We start from the raw sequence: 17338 nt of genomic DNA on the forward strand, positions 1-17338 counted from the left end.
CGCCACGGCAAGTAAACGATGCCCGCGCGGGATGCGCCGGCTCAGGCGGGATGTCACCGATGGATCGAGACGCCGGGGAAGGGACGGGCACGGCCCGCCGTGTCGCGCTGGCAGCGGGGCTGTGGTTTGTCGCCACCCCGATCGGGGCTGCGCGCGACATCACGCTGCGCGCGCTCGATATCCTGGCCAGTGCCGATGTGCTGGTGGCCGAGGATACCCGCACCCTGCGCCACCTGATGGAAATCCACGGGCTGCGTTTGGGCGACAGGCCGCTCATCGCCTATCACGACCACAATGGCGCCGAGGCGCGCCCCCGCATCCTGCGCCATCTCGTAGAGGGACGCAGCGTGGCCTATTGTTCCGAGGCGGGAACGCCGGTCGTGGCCGATCCGGGCTATCAGCTGGCGCGCGCGGCCATCGGGGCGGGGCATCCGGTGAATGCCGCCCCCGGCCCTTCGGCCGCGATCATGGCGCTGAGCATCTCGGGCCTGCCGTCGGACCGGTTCCTCTTTGCGGGTTTTCCCCCGGCGCAGGCCGGCGCACGGGCGCGTTGGATCGAGGAAATCGGGACGATCCCCGCGACGCTGATCATCTATGAAAGTCCACGGCGCGTTCAGCGATTGTTAGGGGAATTCTGCGAGCACTGGGGAGAGATGCGGGAGGCGGCGCTGTGCAGGGAATTGACCAAACGCTTCGAAGAGGTGCGCCGGGGCACCTTGGGCAGCCTGCGCGATGGTCTGGCGGGGGATGCCCCGAAGGGTGAGATCGTGCTGGTGATCGGTCGCCCGCTCGAGGTGGCTCCGGACGCGGCGGATGTGGATGCCGCGCTTGCCGAGGCGATGGGGCGGATGCGGCTCAAGGATGCCGCCGCCCATGTCGCCGAGGCGCTGGGCCTGCCGCGGCGGGATGTGTATCAACGCGCGCTTGCGCTGAAGGAAGGATCGGACGGATGAGCGGATTGCGGTCGTATCTTGCGGGCAAGGCAGCCGAAGACAGTGTCGTGGCGCGCTATGCTGAGGAGGGATACCGGGTGCTGTGTCGTCGTTGGCGCGGTCCCGGTGGCGAGATCGATCTGGTCCTGTCGAAAGGGGATGTGGTCATTTTCGTCGAGGTGAAATCCGCGCCAAGCTGGGCCGAGGCGGCCACGCGCCTGTCACGCCGCCAGATTGCGCGGTTGATGACCAGCGCCGAGGCCGGATTGGGCTTTTTCCTGCGCGGCTCCCTGACCGAGATGCGGTTCGATGTCGCCTTGGTCGACCGGGCCGGGCGGATCGATGTCCTGCCCAATGCGTTGATGGCGGCCTGACCCGGTCGCGCAACCGCGCAGCCTTGCGCCCGGCGCGGCCACGCGCCAAACAGGGTGCGATGCAATTGCACGGAGCGCGGGCCATGAAGGTTGCCTTTCAGATGGACCCGATCGGGTCGGTCAATATCGATGCCGACAGCACCTTTCGCCTCGCCGAAGAGGCGCAGGCGCGTGGCCATGATCTTTGGGTCTATACCCCCGATCACCTGAGCTATCGCGAAGGGCGCATCATGGCGCGTGCCCAAAGCCTGCGGGTGCAGCGCGTGCGGGGCGATCATGCCCATCTGGGTCCGGTCGAGGATCTGGATCTGGGCGATGTCGACGTGGTCTGGCTGCGGCAGGATCCGCCTTTCGACATGGGCTATATCACCACCACGCATCTTCTGGACCGGTTGAAGGGGCAGACGCTGGTGGTGAACGACCCGTTCTGGGTGCGCAATTGCCCCGAGAAACTGTTGGTTCTGGATTTTCCCGAGCTGACGCCGCCCACGACCATCGCGCGCGATCTGTCCGTCCTGCGCGAGTTCAAGGATCGCCATGGCGACATCATCCTCAAACCGCTTTATGGCAATGGCGGTGCGGGCGTGTTCCGGCTGACCGACAGCGACCGCAACCTCAATTCGCTGCATGAATTGTTCACCGGCATCAATCGCGAGCCGCTTATCGCGCAGAAATTCCTGCCGGCCGTGTCGGAGGGGGACAAGCGGATCATCCTCGTCGACGGGCAGGCCGCGGGTGCGATCAACCGCGTGCCGGCCACGGGCGAGACGCGGTCGAACCTGCACGTGGGCGGGCGGGCGGAAAAGATCGGACTGACCGCGCGCGAGCATGAGATCTGCGAGGCCATCGGCCCCCGGCTGCGCGAGATGGGGCAGGTTTTCGTCGGTATCGACGTGATCGGCGGCTACCTGACCGAGATCAACGTGACCTCTCCCACCGGCATCCAGGAATTGGAGCGGTTCGACGGGATCAATGTCGCGGGCAAGATCTGGGCGGCGATCGAGGCCAAGCTCTAATCGCTGTTGGCGGTCCCCGAGCCGATGAGCCGATAGGCCAGCGCCTCGGCGATATGGGGCGTGGCGACCGTGGTGTCGCCCTCCAGATCGGCGATGGTGCGGGCAAGCCGCAAGAGCCGGTGATAGCCCCGCGCGGTCAGGCGAAACCGCTCCGCCGCCTTGACAAGAAAGGCTTTTCCGGCTGGATCGGGGGTGGCGATGGCGTCGAGCAGCGCGCCTTCGGCATCGGCGTTGACGCGGGCGGGGGCGCCCAAGGCTGCGAAGCGGTCGGCCTGGATCCGCCGGGCGGCGGCCACGCGCAGCGCGATATCGGCGCTTTTCTCGCCGGTCGCGGGCAGGTCGAGATCGGCATAGGCCACGGGCGGCACCTCGAGCCGCAGATCGAACCGGTCCATCAGCGGGCCCGAGATGCGGCCCATGTAATCCTCGCCACAGAGCGGCGCGCGGCCACAGGCCTGGGCGGCATCGTAAAGCTGGCCGCAGCGGCAGGGGTTGGCGGCGGCGATCAGCAGGAAGCGGCAGGGATAGGTGACATGCGCATTGGCGCGGGCGACCACGACATCGCCGGTTTCGATGGGTTGGCGCAGGGTTTCGAGGACGGCGCGGGGATATTCGGGGAATTCGTCGAGGAAGAGAACCCCGTTGTGCGCAAGGCTGATCTCGCCCGGTTTGGCGCCCCGGCCGCCGCCGACGATGGCGGCCATGGAGGCGGTGTGATGGGGCGCGCGATAGGGGCGGGTGCGGGAAATGCCGCCTTCGTCGAGGAGGCCCGCAAGCGAATGAATCATCGAAGTTTCAAGGGCTTCGGGAGCCGATAGCGGCGGCAGGAGGCCGGGAAGGCGCGCGGCCAGCATGGATTTCCCGGAACCGGGACTGCCCACCATCAGGAGGTGATGGCGACCGGCTGCAGCGATTTCGAGCGCGCGTTTGGCGCGTTCCTGTCCGCGCACTTCGGAGAGGCATTTGAGATGCGGGGTCTCGATCACCTCGCCGGGGCGGGCGGGGTCGAGGGGGGCGCGGTCGGTCAGGTGGCCGATCAGCTCGGCGAGGGTGCGCGCGGCGAAGACGGGGGTTGCGCCGACCCAGGCGGCCTCGGCCCCGCAGGCGGCGGGACAGAAGAGGACGCGCCCATCCTCGCCTGCCGCGAGCGCCGTGGGCAGCGCCCCGATGACGGCGACGAGCGTGCCGTCGAGGGACAATTCGCCCAGCGCCATGGCCCCGTCCACACGATCACGGGGCACAATATCGAGGGCTGCAAGCAGCGCGAGCGCTATGGGTAGATCGAAATGCGAGCCTTCCTTGGGCAGGTCGGCGGGCGAGAGATTGACCGTGATCCGCTTGGAGGGGAGCGCGATGGCCATGGCCGAAAGCGCGGTGCGGACCCTTTCGCGGGCCTCGGACACGGCCTTGTCGGGCAGACCCACGACGGCGAAGGCCGGCACGCCGGGGGTCACGGCGCATTGCACCTCGACCCGGCGGGCCTCGAGCCCTTCGAAGGCTACGGTGTGGATGCGGGACAGGCTTTCGGGGCGGGCTGTGTCGAACATGGTTAACCGCTACGCTGGAGACATTACCGAAGCGTAAACAAAACGGGCCGGATCCTGACGAAAGATGACCGGCGGCGGAAGGCGGTAACGGATCGGAAAGAATTGCAGCTTTCGCGCCCCGTGCGGCGATGTGGAGGGGACGGCGACGCGCGGGTCGCGGGCGGGTGAACGCATCGGGCCGGACCGGCGCGCGCGGTGGCTGCTCGCGCATTCGTGATGAGCGAAACCCGCGCGACATATGCCGGTGCACGAAATTTTCTACCCCAAAAAGTGAACCAGATGGTCTTTCGCTGCGTAACACCCATCAGAACGCTGCTTGCCAATGGCGTCATCAACGCAAACCGGGGGGTTCCCAGATGGCACTGGACATGGGTGGAGAACACAGCCTCAGCCGCCGCGCGATGCGGGCGGAGTTGCTGGATGCGGAGACGGAACTGAAACTGGCCTATGCCTGGCGCGACCATCGCGACGAGGAAGCGCTGCATCGGCTGGTGACGGCCTATATGCGGCTTGCCATCTCGATGGCGGCCAAGTTCAAGCGCTATGGCGCGCCGATGAACGATCTGATCCAGGAGGCGGGGCTGGGCCTGATGAAGGCGGCCGACAAGTTCGACCCCGATCGTGGCGTGCGCTTTTCGACCTATGCGGTCTGGTGGATCAAGGCGTCGATCCAGGATTACGTGATGCGCAACTGGTCGATGGTGCGCACCGGGTCCACGTCGAGCCAGAAATCGCTTTTCTTCAACATGCGCCGGGTCCAGGCGCGGCTGGAGCGCGAGGCGCTGGCCGCGGGCCAGAACCTCGACAAGCACCAGATGCGCCAGATGATCGCGACCGAGGTCGGCGTGCCGCTGCATGATGTCGAGATGATGGAGGGGCGTCTGGCGGGTTCGGATTATTCGCTGAACGCCACGCAATCCGTCGATGACGAGGGCCGCGAATGGATCGACGCGCTGGAGGATACGAGCACCCAGGCCGCCGAGATCGTCGAAGAAGCCCATGACACCGAACAGCTGCGCGATTGGCTGATCGTCGCCATGCAGGCGCTGAACGACCGGGAACGGTTCATCGTGCGCGAGCGCAAGCTGCGCGAGGAGCCCCGGACGCTGGAGAGCCTGGGCGAGGAACTGGGCCTGTCCAAGGAGCGCGTGCGCCAGCTGGAAGCCGCCGCTTTCGCCAAGATGCGCAAGACGCTGGAAGCGCAGTCGAAGGAGGTTCGGTCATTCTTCGTCGCCTGATCCTGCACGCGCCGCTGGCCCTTTTGGTGGCGCTGTTCGCCTATTCGCTGGCGACGGCCGCGCCAGAGCACGATCTGCCGCTGGCCGAGGGGTCGCCGTCCATGGCGGTGGCCTTTGTCGCGCTGCGCTGAGGTGCGGCGCGCCGTGATGCTGGCCTGTGCGCTGGGCGCGCAGGCCCTTCCTGCCCTTGGTCAAGCAAGCCTGCCCGAGATCGTCGCGGCGGCATCCCGCGCGGAGGTCGTGGTGCTGGGCGAGGTGCATGACAATCCGGGCCATCATGCCCTGCAGGCCGAGGTTCTGGAGGGGATCGGGCCATCCGCCATCGTGTTCGAGATGATCGGTGCGGAAGCGGCGCGGGGGATCACGCCGGAGATGGCGGGGGATGCGCAAGCGCTTGCCTTTTATCTTGATTGGGCCAATTCCGGCTGGCCGGATTTTTCCTATTACGCGCCGCTCTTTGCCTATGGGGCGGAGGTGCCGGTTTATGGCGCGCTGATCGGGCGGGAGGCGGCGCAGGGGGCCTTTGCCCAAGGCGCTGCCGAAGTTTTCGCAGGCGATGCGGCGCTGTTCGGTCTGAGCGCGGCCCTGCCCGAGGCGGAACAGGCCGCGCGCGAGGCCGAGCAGATGGCGGCCCATTGCGATGCATTGCCCGAGGATATCCTGCCCGGTTTCGTGGAGGCGCAGCGGCTGCGCGATGCGGCGCTGGCCGAGGCGGCGCTTGAAGCCCTGGCCGCCCATGGCGGGCCGGTGGCCGTGATCACCGGCAATGGCCATGCGCGCCGCGATTGGGGTGTGCCCGCCTTGATCGCGCGGGCCGCGCCGGAGGTTGCGGTTTTCAGCCTTGGCCAGTTCGAGGCGGTGCCGGAGGGCGATCAGCCCTTTGATCTGTGGGCCTTGTCGGAGCCGGTGGACCGGCCCGACCCCTGTGCCGCCTTTCGCTGAAAGAGATTGCCCTTGGACGGGCTGCCCCCTACCTTCGGCCCCCGTGGAATGAGGTGGCCATCATGCTGGCGGGCAAGCGGATTCTCCTGATCATCGGCGGCGGTATCGCGGCCTACAAGGCGCTGGACCTGATCCGGCGTTTGCGGGATGCGGGCGCATCTGTCGTGCCGGTCCTGACGCGGGCGGGCGAGGAATTCGTGACGCCCTTGTCGGTGTCGGCCCTGGCGGGGGAAAAGGTCTATCGCGACCTGTTCGATCTGACCGACGAGGCGGAGATGGGGCATATCCAGCTGTCGCGCGCCGCCGACCTGGTGGTGGTGGCCCCCGCGACCGCCGATCTGATGGGCAAGATGGCCCATGGTCTGGCGAATGATCTGGCTTCGACCCTGTTGATGGCGACCGACAAGCGGGTGCTGATCGCGCCTGCGATGAATGTGCGGATGTGGGAGCATCCCGCCACGCAGCGCAACCTGTCGGTGTTGCAGGGGGATGGCGTTCTGGTCGTGGGGCCGAACGAGGGATCCATGGCCTGCGGCGAATTCGGGCCGGGGCGGATGGCCGAGGTGCCCGAGATCGTGGCGGCGGTGGGGCGCGCCTTGGGCGACGGACCGCTCAAGGGGCGGCATGTGCTGGTGACATCGGGGCCGACGCATGAGCCGATCGACCCGGTGCGCTACATCGCCAACCGCTCTTCCGGGGCGCAGGGCACGGCGTTGGCCGAGGCGCTGCGCGACCTGGGGGCAAGGGTGAGTTTCGTCACCGGGCCGGCGAGCGTGCCGCCGCCCGCCGGGGTCGACGTGGTGCGGGTGGAAACGGCGCAGGAGATGGCAGCGGCGGTCGAGGCGGCGCTTCCGGCCGATGCGGCCGTCTTTGCCGCGGCGGTGGCCGATTGGCGCGTGGCCAATGCGGCGGGACAGAAGATGAAGAAGGATGGCACGGGCGCGCTGCCCCGGCTGGACTTTGCCGAGAACCCCGACATCCTGGCAGGCGTGGCGCGGATGGGGGCGGGGCGGCCCCGGCTGGTCGTGGGCTTTGCCGCCGAGACCGAGACGGTGGAGGCCCATGCGACGGCCAAGCGCGCGCGCAAGGGTTGCGACTGGATCGTGGCCAATGATGTCTCGCCCGGAACGGGGATCATGGGGGGCGCGGAGAATGCGGTCACGCTGATCACGGCGGAGGGGGCGGAGGCCTGGCCGCGCATGGCCAAGGGCGAGGTTGCGCGACGTCTGGCCGCGCGCATCGCGCAGGCCTTGGCCTGAGCTTTTCGCGGCGCATATGCATATTTGGGGAAAGATGAAGGGGGCTTCGTGGCCGTTCTGATCGAGGTTTTGCGCGAGGATTGGGCCGATGCGGCCGTGCCCTTGCCCGATTATGCCACGGCGGGGGCGGCGGGGGCCGATCTGCGGGCGAATTTGCGGGAGGCGGATCGGCTGGCGGGTTTGTTGCTGAAGCCCGGGGCGCGGATGCTGGTGCCGACGGGGCTGCGGGTGGCGATCCCGCAAGGGTTCGAGCTGCAGATCCGGCCACGCTCGGGGCTGGCGCTGAAGCACGGGGTGGGTTTGCCCAACAGTCCCGGCACGATCGACAGCGATTACCGGGGGCCCTTGGGCGTGATCCTGGTGAATTTCGGGAGCGAGGCCTATCGGGTGCGCCATGGCGCGCGGATCGCGCAGGCGGTGGTGGCCCCTGTGGCGCTGGCGCGGTTCGAGGTGGTGACGGCGTTGGCGGGAACGGCGCGCGGGGCGGGGGGCTTTGGCTCCACCGGGGTCGGCTGATGCTGTTCGTTCTGTTTCTGGCGGGCCTGTTGTGGGGTGTGGGGCATCTGATGCGCACGCCCGTGCAGGCGCGGCTTTACATGCTGGGCCTGTTGTATCTGGCGGTGCTGGCGGTGCAGATCGCGCTGCCGGAGGGCAATGGATTGCGGGAGGCGGTTGGCGGGTCGCTTGCGGAATGGCTGACGCTGGGCGCCCTGGCGGCCTTGGTGGTGGGCTACCGGGCGGTTCTGGCGCGCATCCGGGCGAGGGCGGAGGTGGTGGAGGCCGGGCGCGTCGCCCCGCCGGTGCAACAGGGCCCCTTTTCCGGCGAGGAGCTGGAGCGCTATGCCCGCCACATCACGTTGCGCGACATCGGCGGGCCAGGGCAGAAGGCGCTCAAGGAGGCGTCGGTTCTGGTCGTGGGGGCAGGCGGGCTTGGATCTCCCGCGATCCTTTACCTTGCCGCGGCGGGGGTTGGGCGGATCGGGGTGATCGATGCCGATGAGGTCAGCCTGTCGAACCTGCAGCGGCAGGTGATCCATACCGATGAGCGGCAGGGCATGCCCAAGGTCTTTTCGGCGCAAAAGGCGGTGGCGGCCTTGAACCCCCATGTCGATCTGCGCCCCTACAACCGGATGCTCACGCCCGAGATCGCCGAGGCGCTTTTCGCCGAACATGACCTGATCCTCGATGGGACGGACGCTTTTGCCACAAGGTCCATGGTGAATGCGGCGGCCGTGGCCGCGGGGCGGCCCGTGATCGCGGGCGCGATTTCCGCCTGGGAGGGGCAGGTGACGATCTATGATCCGGCGGGCGGTGCGCCCTGCATGGCCTGCATCTTTCCCAAGGCGCCGGCACCGGGCCTGTCGGCCACCTGCGCCGAGACGGGCGTGATCGGGGCGCTGCCGGGGGTCATCGGGTCGGTGATGGCGCTGGAGGCGGTCAAGGAGATCACGGGCGCGGGCAAGACGCTGCGGGGGCGGATGATGATCCATGATGCGCTCCATGCCGAAACGCGCGAGATCGCGGTGGCGCGGCGGGCCGATTGCCCGGTGTGTGGCGGCTTGTGAGGATGCGAGAAGATTGGGCGGGGCGATCTCCGCCAAGGCCAAGGAGGGCTGTCGATGACCAACCCGTTGCTCGAGACCTGGGACACGCCCTTTGGCCTGCCGCCCTTTGACCGCATCGCGGATGGCGATTTCGCGCCCGCGATGGAGGCGGCGCTGGAGGAGGGGCGCGCGGCGATCGCGGCCATCGCGGAGAACCCCGAGCCTGCGAGTTTTGCCAATACGGTCGCGGCGCTGGAAATGGCCGATGCGCTGCTCGACCGGGTGGCGGGGGTTTTCTACAACCTCGCCGGATCGACATCGAACCCCGTGCGGGAAGGGTTGCAGCGGGAATTTGCGCCCAAGCTTTCGGCCTATTCCTCGGAGATCACCAACAATGCGGCGCTTTTTGCCCGGATCGACGATCTGTGGCAGCGGCGGGACCAGCTGGAGCTGACCGAGGAGGAGGAGCGGGTGCTCTACCTGACGCATCGGTCCTTTGCCCGGTCGGGGGCGGCGCTCGAGGGGGCGGCGCGGGCGCGGCTGACGGAGGTGAAGGCACGGCTGGCGGTGCTGGGGACCGAGTTCACCCAGAACCTCCTGGCCGATGAGCGGGATTGGACCATGCCGCTGTCGGAGGCCGATCTGGAGGGGTTGCCCGGTTTCGTCATCGATGCCGCCCGTGCGGCGGGGCAGGAAAAGGGGCATGAGGGGCCGGTCGTGACCCTGTCGCGCTCGCTCATCGTGCCGTTCCTGCAATTCAGCCCGCGCCGCGATCTGCGCGAGCGGGCCTGGCGGGCCTGGACCGCGCGGGGGAGAAACGGGGGGGCGACCGACAATCGCGCGATCGCTGCCGAGATCCTGACCCTGCGGGAGGAGCGAGCGCGATTGCTGGGCTATGAAAGCTTCGCCGCCTACAAGCTCGAGACCGAGATGGCGGGCAACCCGCAGGCGGTGCGCGACCTTCTCATGCGGGTCTGGGAGCCCGCGCGCGCGCAGGCCATGGCGGATGCCGAGCGGCTGGAGGCGATGCTGCACGAGGACGGGATCAACGGCGCGCTGGAGCCCTGGGATTGGCGCTATTATTCCGAGAAACGCCGCGCGGCCGAGCATGATCTGAACGAGGCGGAGCTGAAGCCCTATTTCCGGCTCGAGGCGATGATCGAGGCGGCCTTCGATTGCGCCAACAGGCTGTTCGGGCTGGAATTCCGCCCGCTTGACGTGGCGCTCTACCATCCGGATGCGCGGGCCTGGGAGGTGACGCGCAAAGGCGCGCATGTCGCCGTCTTCATCGGGGATTATTTCGCGCGCGGTTCCAAACGCTCGGGCGCCTGGTGTTCGGCGATGCGCAGCCAGAAGAAGCTTGGCGGCGATGTGCGGCCCATCGTGGTCAATGTCTGCAATTTCGCCAAGGGCGATCCGGCGCTTTTGTCCTATGACGATGCGCGCACGCTGTTCCATGAATTCGGCCATGCGCTGCACCAGATGCTGTCGGATGTGACCCATGGCTCGATCAGCGGCACGAGCGTGGCGCGCGATTTCGTGGAATTGCCGAGCCAGCTTTACGAACATTGGCTGGAGGTGCCCGAGGTGCTGGACCGCCATGCGCGCCATGCGGAAACCGGCGCGCCGATGCCGCCTGCCTTGCGCGACAGGCTCTTGGCGGCGCGGACCTATGACATGGGGTTCCAGACGGTGGAATATGTCGCCTCGGCCCTTGTCGACCTGGATTTCCACGATGGACCCGCGCCTGCCGATCCGATGGCGGCAGAGGCCGAAACGCTGGCGCGTCTGGGCATGCCGCGCGCCATCGGGATGCGCCATGCGACGCCGCATTTCGCCCATGTCTTTGCAGGCGACGGCTATTCCAGCGGCTATTACAGCTACATGTGGTCCGAAGTGATGGATGCCGATGCTTTCGACGCTTTCGAGGAGGCGGGCGGGCCTTTCGATGCCGAAACGGCGGCGCGGCTTGAACGTTTCATCCTGTCGGCAGGCGGAAGCCGCGAGGCCGACGCGCTTTACACCGCCTTCCGGGGACGGATGCCGGGGGTTGAGGCGTTGTTGAAGGGACGGGGCCTGGACAAAGCCGCCTGAGCCGCAGCATCGGGGCGGGCCTCAGCGGCCCGGCCCCTTCTCTGTTTTGAAAATATCCCGGGGGAGACGCGGCCCGGAACGGGCCGTGGCGGGGGCAGAGCCCCCTTCCCCCTCTCAGCCTGCGGTGCGCAGATCGGGCGGCACGGCCTCGGCCGCGAGTTCCGCCACCACATCGGCCAGGGGCAGGACACGGGTCTGCGCCTCGCCCAGGCGGCGGAGCGTCACGGTGCCCTCCTCCACCTCTTTCCGACCGATGGCGAGGATCACGGGGACCTTGCCCACGGAATGCTCGCGGATCTTGTAGTTGATCTTTTCGTTGCGGATATCGGCCTCGGCCCGGACGCCGGCCTCCTGCAACTGGGCCACGGCTTGTCGGACGAAATCATCCCCTTCGGAGACGATCGAGGCGACGACGACTTGTCGAGGAGCCAGCCAGAAGGGCAGTTTGCCGGCATGTTCCTCGATCAGGATGCCGATGAAACGTTCGAAGGACCCAAGGCAGGCGCGGTGCAGCATGACGGGGCGGTGTTTCTCGCCATCGGGGCCGATGTAATTGGCGTCCAGCCGCTCGGGCAGGACGAAATCGACCTGGTGGGTGCCGCATTGCCATTTACGCCCGATGGCGTCGGTCAGCGTGAATTCGAGCTTCGGGCCGTAGAAGGCGCCTTCGCCGGGGTTCACCTTGGGCTCGATGCCTGCGGCGCGGGTGGCGGCCAGAAGGGCCGCTTCGGCCTTGTCCCAGACCTCGTCGCTGCCTGCCCGCTGTTCGGGGCGGGTGGAGAACAGCACCTCGAATTCCGGGAAGCCCAGATCGCGGTAGATGTTCGAGAGGAAGGTGATGAAACGGGCGGTTTCCGCCTCGATCTGGTCCTCGGTGCAGAAGATATGCGCGTCATCTTGGGTGAAGCCGCGCACGCGCATGATCCCGTGGAGCGCGCCCGAGGGCTCGTAGCGGTTGCACGATCCGAATTCGGCCATGCGCAAGGGCAGATCGCGGTAGGATTTCAGGCCCACGTTGAAGATCTGCACGTGGCAGGGGCAGTTCATGGGCTTGAGCGCGTTCACGGCCTTTTCACGGGCGTGATCCTCGTCCACCTCCACGATGAACATGTTTTCCTGATACTTGTCCCAATGGCCCGAGGCTTCCCAGAGCTTGCGGTCGACGACCTGGGGCGTGTTCACCTCGACATAGCCGCCGCGTTTTTGCTGGCGGCGCATGTAGTCTTGCAGCGTCGTGTAGACGGTCCAGCCATTGGGGTGCCAGAAGACCTGACCACGCGCTTCTTCTTGCATATGGAACAGGCCCATCTCGCGGCCCAGGCGGCGGTGGTCGCGCTTTTCGGCTTCCTCGAGGAAGGTCAGATGCGCCTTGAGGTCGTCGCGGTTCTGGAAGGCCACGCCGTAGATGCGTTGCAGCATCGGGCGATTGCTGTCACCCCGCCAATAGGCGCCCGCGACGCTCATGAGCTTGAAGGCATCGGCGGGCAGTTGGCCGGTGTGTTGCAGGTGGGGACCGCGGCACAGATCCTGCCAGGTGCCATGCCAATACATGCGGATCGGCTGATCCTCGGGGATCATGCCGACAAGCTCCACCTTGTAGGGTTCGCCCGAGGCCTCGTAATGGGCCACCGCGCGGGCGCGGTCCCAGAGCTCGGTCTTGACCGGGTCGCGGAGGTTGATGATCTCGCGCATCTTGGCCTCGATCCGGCCAAGGTCTTCGGGGGTGAAGGGCTCGGTCCGGTCGAAATCGTAATACCAGCCGTTCTCGATGACGGGGCCGATGGTGACCTTCACATCGGGCCAGATTTCCTGCACGGCGCGGGCCATGACATGGGCCATGTCGTGGCGGATCAGTTCGAGCGCCTGCGGCGCATCCTTCATCGTGTGCAGTGCGATGGTGGCGTCATTGGGGATCGGCCAAGCCAAGTCGAAATGCGCGCCATTGACCGTCGCGGAAATCGCGGCTTTTTCCAGCGATTTGGAGATGGAGGCCGCGACCTCGGCCGGTGTCGTGCCGGAGGGGTAGTCGCGCGTATTGCCATCGGGGAAGGTGAGGGTGATCTGGGCCATCTGTCGGCCTCCTCGTCGGTTTGGCGCCCACGGAACGCCCGGTTGCGGGTATGTCGTGGGCGCTATGTGGCCGGGGCGCGGGGCGAAGTCAACGGCGGGCGAGAGACCGCGCATGGGACGGGGCGGGGATTGCCGCGCGGCCTTCGCTGTCGCAGGGTCGGCCCAAGGCAAGGACAGGAGGCAGGATGATGGCAACGCCCGAATTTCTGGAAACGGCGCAAGGTCGCCGCATCGCGTGGCACCGGTTTTCGGGGCGCGAGCCGGGTGTGGTGTTCCTGGGCGGTCTGAGGTCCGACATGACGGGAACCAAGGCCGTGCATCTGGAGGATTGGGCGCGGCGCACCGGGCGCGCATTCCTGCGGTTCGATTATTCGGGGCATGGGCAGAGCAGCGGGGATTTCACCCAAGGCTGCATCGGGGATTGGGCCGAGGATGCGCTGGCCGCGATCACCGCGCTGACCGAGGGGCCGCAGGTGCTGGTGGGCTCGTCCATGGGGGGGTGGATCAGCCTGCTCATGGCGAAACGGATGCCGGAGAAGGTCGCGGGGCTGGTCACGATCGCCGCCGCCCCCGATTTCACCGAGGACGGGATGTGGGCCGAATGGTCCGAGGAGCAGCGCCGCGCCTGCATGGAGGAGGGGCAGGTTGCCCTGCCGTCCGAATATGGCGAGCCGATGGTCATCACGCGGCGCATGATCGAGGATGGGCGCAAGCAGTTGGTCTTGCGCGCGCCGCTGGCGCTGCCGATCCCGGTGAGGATGTTGCAGGGGACAGCCGATGCCGATGTGCCGATGGCGGTGGCGCTTCGCCTGCTCGATCATCTGGAGGGGGAGGATATCCGGCTGGAACTGGTCAAGGGGGCCGATCACCGGTTTTCCGATCCCGGGTGTCTGGCCACGATCACCCGCGCGGTGGAGGAGGTTCTGACGCGTGCCTAGAGTAACACGTGGGTTTGCCCGGTCTTTCGGGATTGCTTTTGTTTTTGCCGGTGTTTTCGCGTTCCTGCCGCGCGAGCGGGTCGAGATCGGGTCCTTGCCCGAGATCGGGGACCCGGTGGCGTTCCTGGAAGCGCGCGAGGGGGCGTTTGGCGATATCCGCGCAGGCGGCGCGGCGCGGATCGTCTGGGCCGGGCAAGAGGGGGCGGTGACGCCCCTGTCCGTCGTCTACCTGCACGGGTTTTCGGCGGGGCCCGAGGAAATCCGGCCCGTGCCCGACCGCGTGGCCGAGGCGCTGGGCGCGAACCTGGTCTATGCGCGGCTGGCAGGTCATGGCCGCAGCGGGGATGCGATGGCCGAGGCGCGGGCGGGCGATTGGGTGGCGGATACGGCGCTTTTCCTCGAGATTGGGCGCAGGGTGGGGGAAAGGGTGCTGGTCATCGGCACCTCGACAGGCGGCACGCTGGCGGCCTGGGCGATGAGCGATGCGGCGATGGCCGTGGATGTGGCGGGGGTTGTGCTGGTCTCGCCCAATTTCGCGGTGGAAAACCGGGCGGGTTTCTTGCTTGAGCAGCCCTTTGCGCGCCAGTGGGTGCCATGGGTCGCGGGTGCGGAGCGGCGGTTCGAGCCGTTGAACGCGGGGCAGGCGGCGCATTGGACGACTCGATATCCGACGGTGGCGACGGTCAGCCTTGGGACGCTGTTGCGGGAGATGCGGGGGCGCGATCTGGGCGCGGCAGGCCAGCCGGTGCTGGTGCTGTTTGCGGACAGCGACCAAGTGGTGTCGGCGCCCGCCACGCGGGCGGCGATGGCGCGTTGGGGTGGCGCGGTGACGCTGGCCCCGGTGAGCCTGCCCGAAATGGGGGCCGATCCGTTCCACCATGTGATCGCGGGCGATATCCTGAGCCCCGGGATGACGGATGAGGTGGTAGTGCGCATTCTGGATTGGGCGGGGGATGCGCTGGCCGAGTGATCCGTCGGCATCGTGGACCGGCGCGGCGGTCTGCGATAGCATGGGGCCATGATCCGCGCCGCGCTAGTCTCTGCCGTTCTTGTCCTGATGCCCGTGCTGGCCAGCGGCCAGACGTGGCGGAGCGATAGCGGCGATACGGGCGGGCTGGTCTATGCCAGCCTGGCTGCGCCGGAATATTCGCTGGTCTTCAGTTGTAACGCCCCCTCGCCGCAGCGCCGCCCGTTGATGGAGACGGAGGATCACGAGACGGTGCTGAACGCACCCTTCGGGATGTTCGTGTCGGTCTCGTCGCAGTTGGTGGCGCGCAACGCTGCCGCGCTTTTGCCGGCTGCGACGTTGATTGCGGATGGCACGGGCTACCGCTTGCCGGAGCTGTGGTTCAACGAGCTGTATGGCGAATGGATGGTGGAACTGGCCATGGCGGATGCCCTGTTCGGGGCGCTGTCGGGGGCCGGGGACATGGTGTTTGACGCGGGCACCGGTCAGGCGTGGCGTTACCCGGTCGATGGGTTGTCGGAGGGGCTTTCGCGGATCATGTCGGTCTGTGCGGGCGCATGGGTGCAGGCGGGTCAAGCGCTGCCGCCGGCCTTGGGCGGTGTGGCGGCGGCCCCTGTTCAAGGGCTGATGACGCCCCAGATCGACGCCTATCTGCGGCGCGAATGCGAAGCGCCCTACCGGATCGAGGATCGGGGCATCGCCGCCCATGATCTGGACCGCGACGGTCAGCCGGACCGGATCGTCGATTGGTCGGGCGTGATCTGCGAGGGGGCGATCCCGAGGCCCTATTGCGGGGCGGCGAATTGTTCGATCGACGTGTTCCTGACGAGCAGACCGGGGGAGCCGCAAAGCTTTCTGGGCGTGGGCTACAGGGTCACGACGGCGGCCAATGGTGCCTTGGGGCTGCGGTTCGGCGGCACGGCGGGGGCTTGCGCGCAGGGCCAGTGTGACCGGGTTTTTTGGTGGGACGGGAGCCGGTTCCGGGACTAGGGCTGCATCTGGGCGGATCAGGAGGCCTGTGGGCAAGCCTGTGGATCGGTTGCAAAAGCTGCGGGTCCGGGGCCGGATGGCGGGAAAAGAAAAGGGGGGATTGCCGGAAAACGGCAATCCCCCCTTTGGGTTCCATGGGCGGGATCAGCTGACCGCGCGGACCGGCGTCTTGGGCGCATCGCAATTGGCGTCGATGAATTCGAGCACCAGCGGGCGGATGCGGTTGCGCCAGCTTTTCCCGGCGAAGATGCCGTAATGGCCGGCATCGGGTTCGAGGTAATTGGCTTTCTTGTGGTCTGGCAGGCCGGTGCACAGGTCCAGCGCCGCGACGCATTGGCCGGGGGCGGAGATGTCATCCTTGCCGCCTTCGACGGTTTTGACGGCGACGGTGGTGATCTTGCCGATATCGACCCGCTTGCCCGCGACGGTGAAGCGGTTCTGGGCGATTTCCAGACCCTTGAAGATGCGTTCGACGGTCGAGAGGTAGAATTCCGCCGTCATGTCCATCACGGCGAGATATTCGTCGTAGAACTTGTTGTGCTTGTCGTGATCGCTGGCCTCGCCCTTGGCGACGCGCAGGATCTGGTCGGAAAACGCCTTGGCGTGTTTTTCGGCGTTCATCGCCATGAAGGACGACAGCTGCTGCAGGCCGGGATAGACGAGGCGGCCCGCGCCTTCGTATTTGAAGCCGACGCGCTGGATGACCATGCGTTCCAGCTGGCCCATGGTCACGCGATTGCCGAAATCGGTGACATCGGTGGCCGCCGCATCGGGGTTGATCGGGCCGCCGATCAGCGTGAGGGTGCGCGGTTGGGCGCTGGGATCTTCCTCGGCCAGGTAGGCGGTGGCGGCGAGTGCGAGGGGGGCGGGCTGGCAGACGGCGATGACATGGGTGTCGGGGCCGAGCGCGCGGAGGAAATCGACGAGGTAGAGGGTGTAATCCTCGATGTCGAATTTGCCCGCGCTGACGGGAATGTCGCGCGCGTTGTGCCAATCGGTGATGTGGACGTCACAATCGGGCAGCAGGCTGGTGACGGTCGAGCGCAGGAGGGTGGCGTAATGCCCGGACATCGGGGCCACCAGAAGCACCTTGCGCCCGGTGGGGGCGCGGCCGTTCACCTTGAACCGGATCAGGTCGCCGAAGGGGCGGGCGACGACGGTTTCGACGGACACGGTATGGTCGCGGCCGTCATCGGCGGGAATGGAATAGATGCCCCAGTCGGGTTTGACGGCCATCCGGGCGAAGCTGCGTTCCGTGACCTCGCCCCAGGCGGCGGTCATCTGGATCATCGGATTCGCGAACAGGCCGAGCTGCGGATAGGAACACATGGCGCGGGCGGTCGAGCCCATCCATTGGTTCGTCACACGCATGGATTCCATGATATCATAGGTGAGCATGTAGCGCATCGGCGTCTCCTGCCTGAGAA

Annotated in this window: 15 protein-coding genes; 12 read left to right on the forward strand and 3 right to left on the reverse strand. The window is 67.2% G+C overall.

All coding sequences use genetic code 11. From position 1 onward, the window contains the following. Positions 1-59 precede the first annotated feature (59 nt). The 3 genes from rsmI (at position 60) to gshB (ending at position 2322) form a co-directional block, all read left to right on the forward strand. A complete protein-coding gene (rsmI, locus tag AABA51_RS02740) occupies positions 60-953 on the forward strand; it encodes a 16S rRNA (cytidine(1402)-2'-O)-methyltransferase (RefSeq protein WP_338274181.1) in 894 nt (297 codons plus the stop codon). After that, entirely contained in the window at positions 950-1306 is a 357-nt protein-coding gene (locus AABA51_RS02745) for a YraN family protein (RefSeq protein WP_338274182.1), read from the forward strand. Before rsmI ends, AABA51_RS02745 begins: the two co-directional genes overlap by 4 nt. 83 nt (positions 1307-1389) lie before the next feature. Then, positions 1390-2322 carry a glutathione synthase gene (gene gshB / locus AABA51_RS02750; RefSeq protein WP_338274184.1) on the forward strand — a complete coding sequence of 311 codons (933 nt, stop codon included), beginning with the start codon at positions 1390-1392 and terminating at the stop codon, positions 2320-2322. Here gshB and AABA51_RS02755 read toward each other — a convergent pair. Then, positions 2319-3869 carry a YifB family Mg chelatase-like AAA ATPase gene (locus AABA51_RS02755; RefSeq protein WP_338274186.1) on the reverse strand — a complete coding sequence of 517 codons (1551 nt, stop codon included), beginning with the start codon at positions 3867-3869 and terminating at the stop codon, positions 2319-2321. The genes gshB and AABA51_RS02755 overlap by 4 nt on opposite strands. Before the next feature lie 356 nt (positions 3870-4225). On the opposite strand from AABA51_RS02755, the gene AABA51_RS02760 reads away from it, so the two are divergent. From AABA51_RS02760 to AABA51_RS02785, 6 genes are all read left to right on the forward strand, one after another. Further along, on the forward strand, positions 4226-5107 hold the full coding sequence (locus AABA51_RS02760; protein ID WP_338274188.1) for an RNA polymerase factor sigma-32: 882 nt from the start codon (positions 4226-4228) through the stop codon (positions 5105-5107). Positions 5108-5254: 147 nt separating this feature from the next. Beyond that, positions 5255-6049 (forward strand): ChaN family lipoprotein, encoded by a 795-nt coding sequence (locus AABA51_RS02765; RefSeq protein ID WP_338276407.1) that lies wholly within the window; start codon positions 5255-5257, stop codon positions 6047-6049. A gap of 62 nt (positions 6050-6111) precedes the next feature. After that, complete coding sequence (gene coaBC / locus AABA51_RS02770) at positions 6112-7308, forward strand: bifunctional phosphopantothenoylcysteine decarboxylase/phosphopantothenate--cysteine ligase CoaBC (protein WP_338274190.1); 1197 nt, start codon at positions 6112-6114, stop codon at positions 7306-7308. A gap of 48 nt (positions 7309-7356) precedes the next feature. After that, positions 7357-7824, forward strand: coding sequence for a dUTP diphosphatase (gene dut / locus AABA51_RS02775; protein WP_338274191.1), 468 nt, complete (start codon positions 7357-7359; stop codon positions 7822-7824). Beyond that, positions 7824-8873: a HesA/MoeB/ThiF family protein gene (locus AABA51_RS02780; protein ID WP_338274192.1), complete on the forward strand. Its 1050-nt coding sequence runs from the start codon at positions 7824-7826 to the stop codon at positions 8871-8873. The genes dut and AABA51_RS02780 overlap by 1 nt, the downstream gene beginning before the upstream one ends. 54 nt (positions 8874-8927) lie before the next feature. After that, positions 8928-10946 (forward strand): M3 family metallopeptidase, encoded by a 2019-nt coding sequence (locus AABA51_RS02785; protein ID WP_338274194.1) that lies wholly within the window; start codon positions 8928-8930, stop codon positions 10944-10946. Between the two features lie 114 nt (positions 10947-11060). On the opposite strand, the gene thrS is transcribed toward AABA51_RS02785, so the two are convergent. Next, complete coding sequence (gene thrS, locus AABA51_RS02790; protein WP_338274196.1) at positions 11061-13016, reverse strand: threonine--tRNA ligase; 1956 nt, start codon at positions 13014-13016, stop codon at positions 11061-11063. Positions 13017-13204: 188 nt separating this feature from the next. Between thrS and AABA51_RS02795 the strand changes: the two genes are divergently transcribed. The 3 genes from AABA51_RS02795 (at position 13205) to AABA51_RS02805 (ending at position 15911) form a co-directional block, all read left to right on the forward strand. Further along, positions 13205-13954 carry an alpha/beta hydrolase gene (locus tag AABA51_RS02795; RefSeq protein WP_338276409.1) on the forward strand — a complete coding sequence of 250 codons (750 nt, stop codon included), beginning with the start codon at positions 13205-13207 and terminating at the stop codon, positions 13952-13954. 115 nt (positions 13955-14069) lie between these two features. Further along, on the forward strand, positions 14070-14924 hold the full coding sequence (locus tag AABA51_RS02800; RefSeq protein WP_338274198.1) for an alpha/beta hydrolase: 855 nt from the start codon (positions 14070-14072) through the stop codon (positions 14922-14924). A gap of 48 nt (positions 14925-14972) precedes the next feature. After that, positions 14973-15911 carry a hypothetical protein gene (locus AABA51_RS02805; RefSeq protein WP_338274199.1) on the forward strand — a complete coding sequence of 313 codons (939 nt, stop codon included), beginning with the start codon at positions 14973-14975 and terminating at the stop codon, positions 15909-15911. Between the two features lie 144 nt (positions 15912-16055). Here the strand turns inward: AABA51_RS02805 and phaZ are convergent, their stop codons facing one another. Next, entirely contained in the window at positions 16056-17318 is a 1263-nt protein-coding gene (phaZ, locus tag AABA51_RS02810) for a polyhydroxyalkanoate depolymerase (protein WP_338274201.1), read from the reverse strand. Positions 17319-17338: the final 20 nt, after the last annotated feature.

Source organism: Roseicyclus marinus, from assembly GCF_036322625.1.
Classification (GTDB): domain Bacteria; phylum Pseudomonadota; class Alphaproteobacteria; order Rhodobacterales; family Rhodobacteraceae; genus Roseicyclus; species Roseicyclus marinus_A.

What these genes read in the sequence shown, in the direction of transcription:
- AABA51_RS02760 (WP_338274188.1), top strand. Translation starts at nt 4,226, where the DNA reads ATGGCACTGGACATGGGTGGAGAACACAGCCTCAGCCGCCGCGCGATG.
- AABA51_RS02795 (WP_338276409.1), top strand. Translation starts at nt 13,205, where the DNA reads ATGGCAACGCCCGAATTTCTGGAAACGGCGCAAGGTCGCCGCATCGCG.
- AABA51_RS02785 (WP_338274194.1), top strand. Translation starts at nt 8,928, where the DNA reads ATGACCAACCCGTTGCTCGAGACCTGGGACACGCCCTTTGGCCTGCCG.
- AABA51_RS02745 (WP_338274182.1), top strand. Translation starts at nt 950, where the DNA reads ATGAGCGGATTGCGGTCGTATCTTGCGGGCAAGGCAGCCGAAGACAGT.
- gshB (WP_338274184.1), top strand. Translation starts at nt 1,390, where the DNA reads ATGAAGGTTGCCTTTCAGATGGACCCGATCGGGTCGGTCAATATCGAT.
- coaBC (WP_338274190.1), top strand. Translation starts at nt 6,112, where the DNA reads ATGCTGGCGGGCAAGCGGATTCTCCTGATCATCGGCGGCGGTATCGCG.
- thrS (WP_338274196.1), bottom strand. Translation starts at nt 13,016, where the DNA reads ATGGCCCAGATCACCCTCACCTTCCCCGATGGCAATACGCGCGACTAC.
- phaZ (WP_338274201.1), bottom strand. Translation starts at nt 17,318, where the DNA reads ATGCGCTACATGCTCACCTATGATATCATGGAATCCATGCGTGTGACG.
- rsmI (WP_338274181.1), top strand. Translation starts at nt 60, where the DNA reads ATGGATCGAGACGCCGGGGAAGGGACGGGCACGGCCCGCCGTGTCGCG.
- AABA51_RS02780 (WP_338274192.1), top strand. Translation starts at nt 7,824, where the DNA reads ATGCTGTTCGTTCTGTTTCTGGCGGGCCTGTTGTGGGGTGTGGGGCAT.
- AABA51_RS02805 (WP_338274199.1), top strand. Translation starts at nt 14,973, where the DNA reads ATGATCCGCGCCGCGCTAGTCTCTGCCGTTCTTGTCCTGATGCCCGTG.
- AABA51_RS02765 (WP_338276407.1), top strand. Translation starts at nt 5,255, where the DNA reads ATGCTGGCCTGTGCGCTGGGCGCGCAGGCCCTTCCTGCCCTTGGTCAA.
- AABA51_RS02755 (WP_338274186.1), bottom strand. Translation starts at nt 3,869, where the DNA reads ATGTTCGACACAGCCCGCCCCGAAAGCCTGTCCCGCATCCACACCGTA.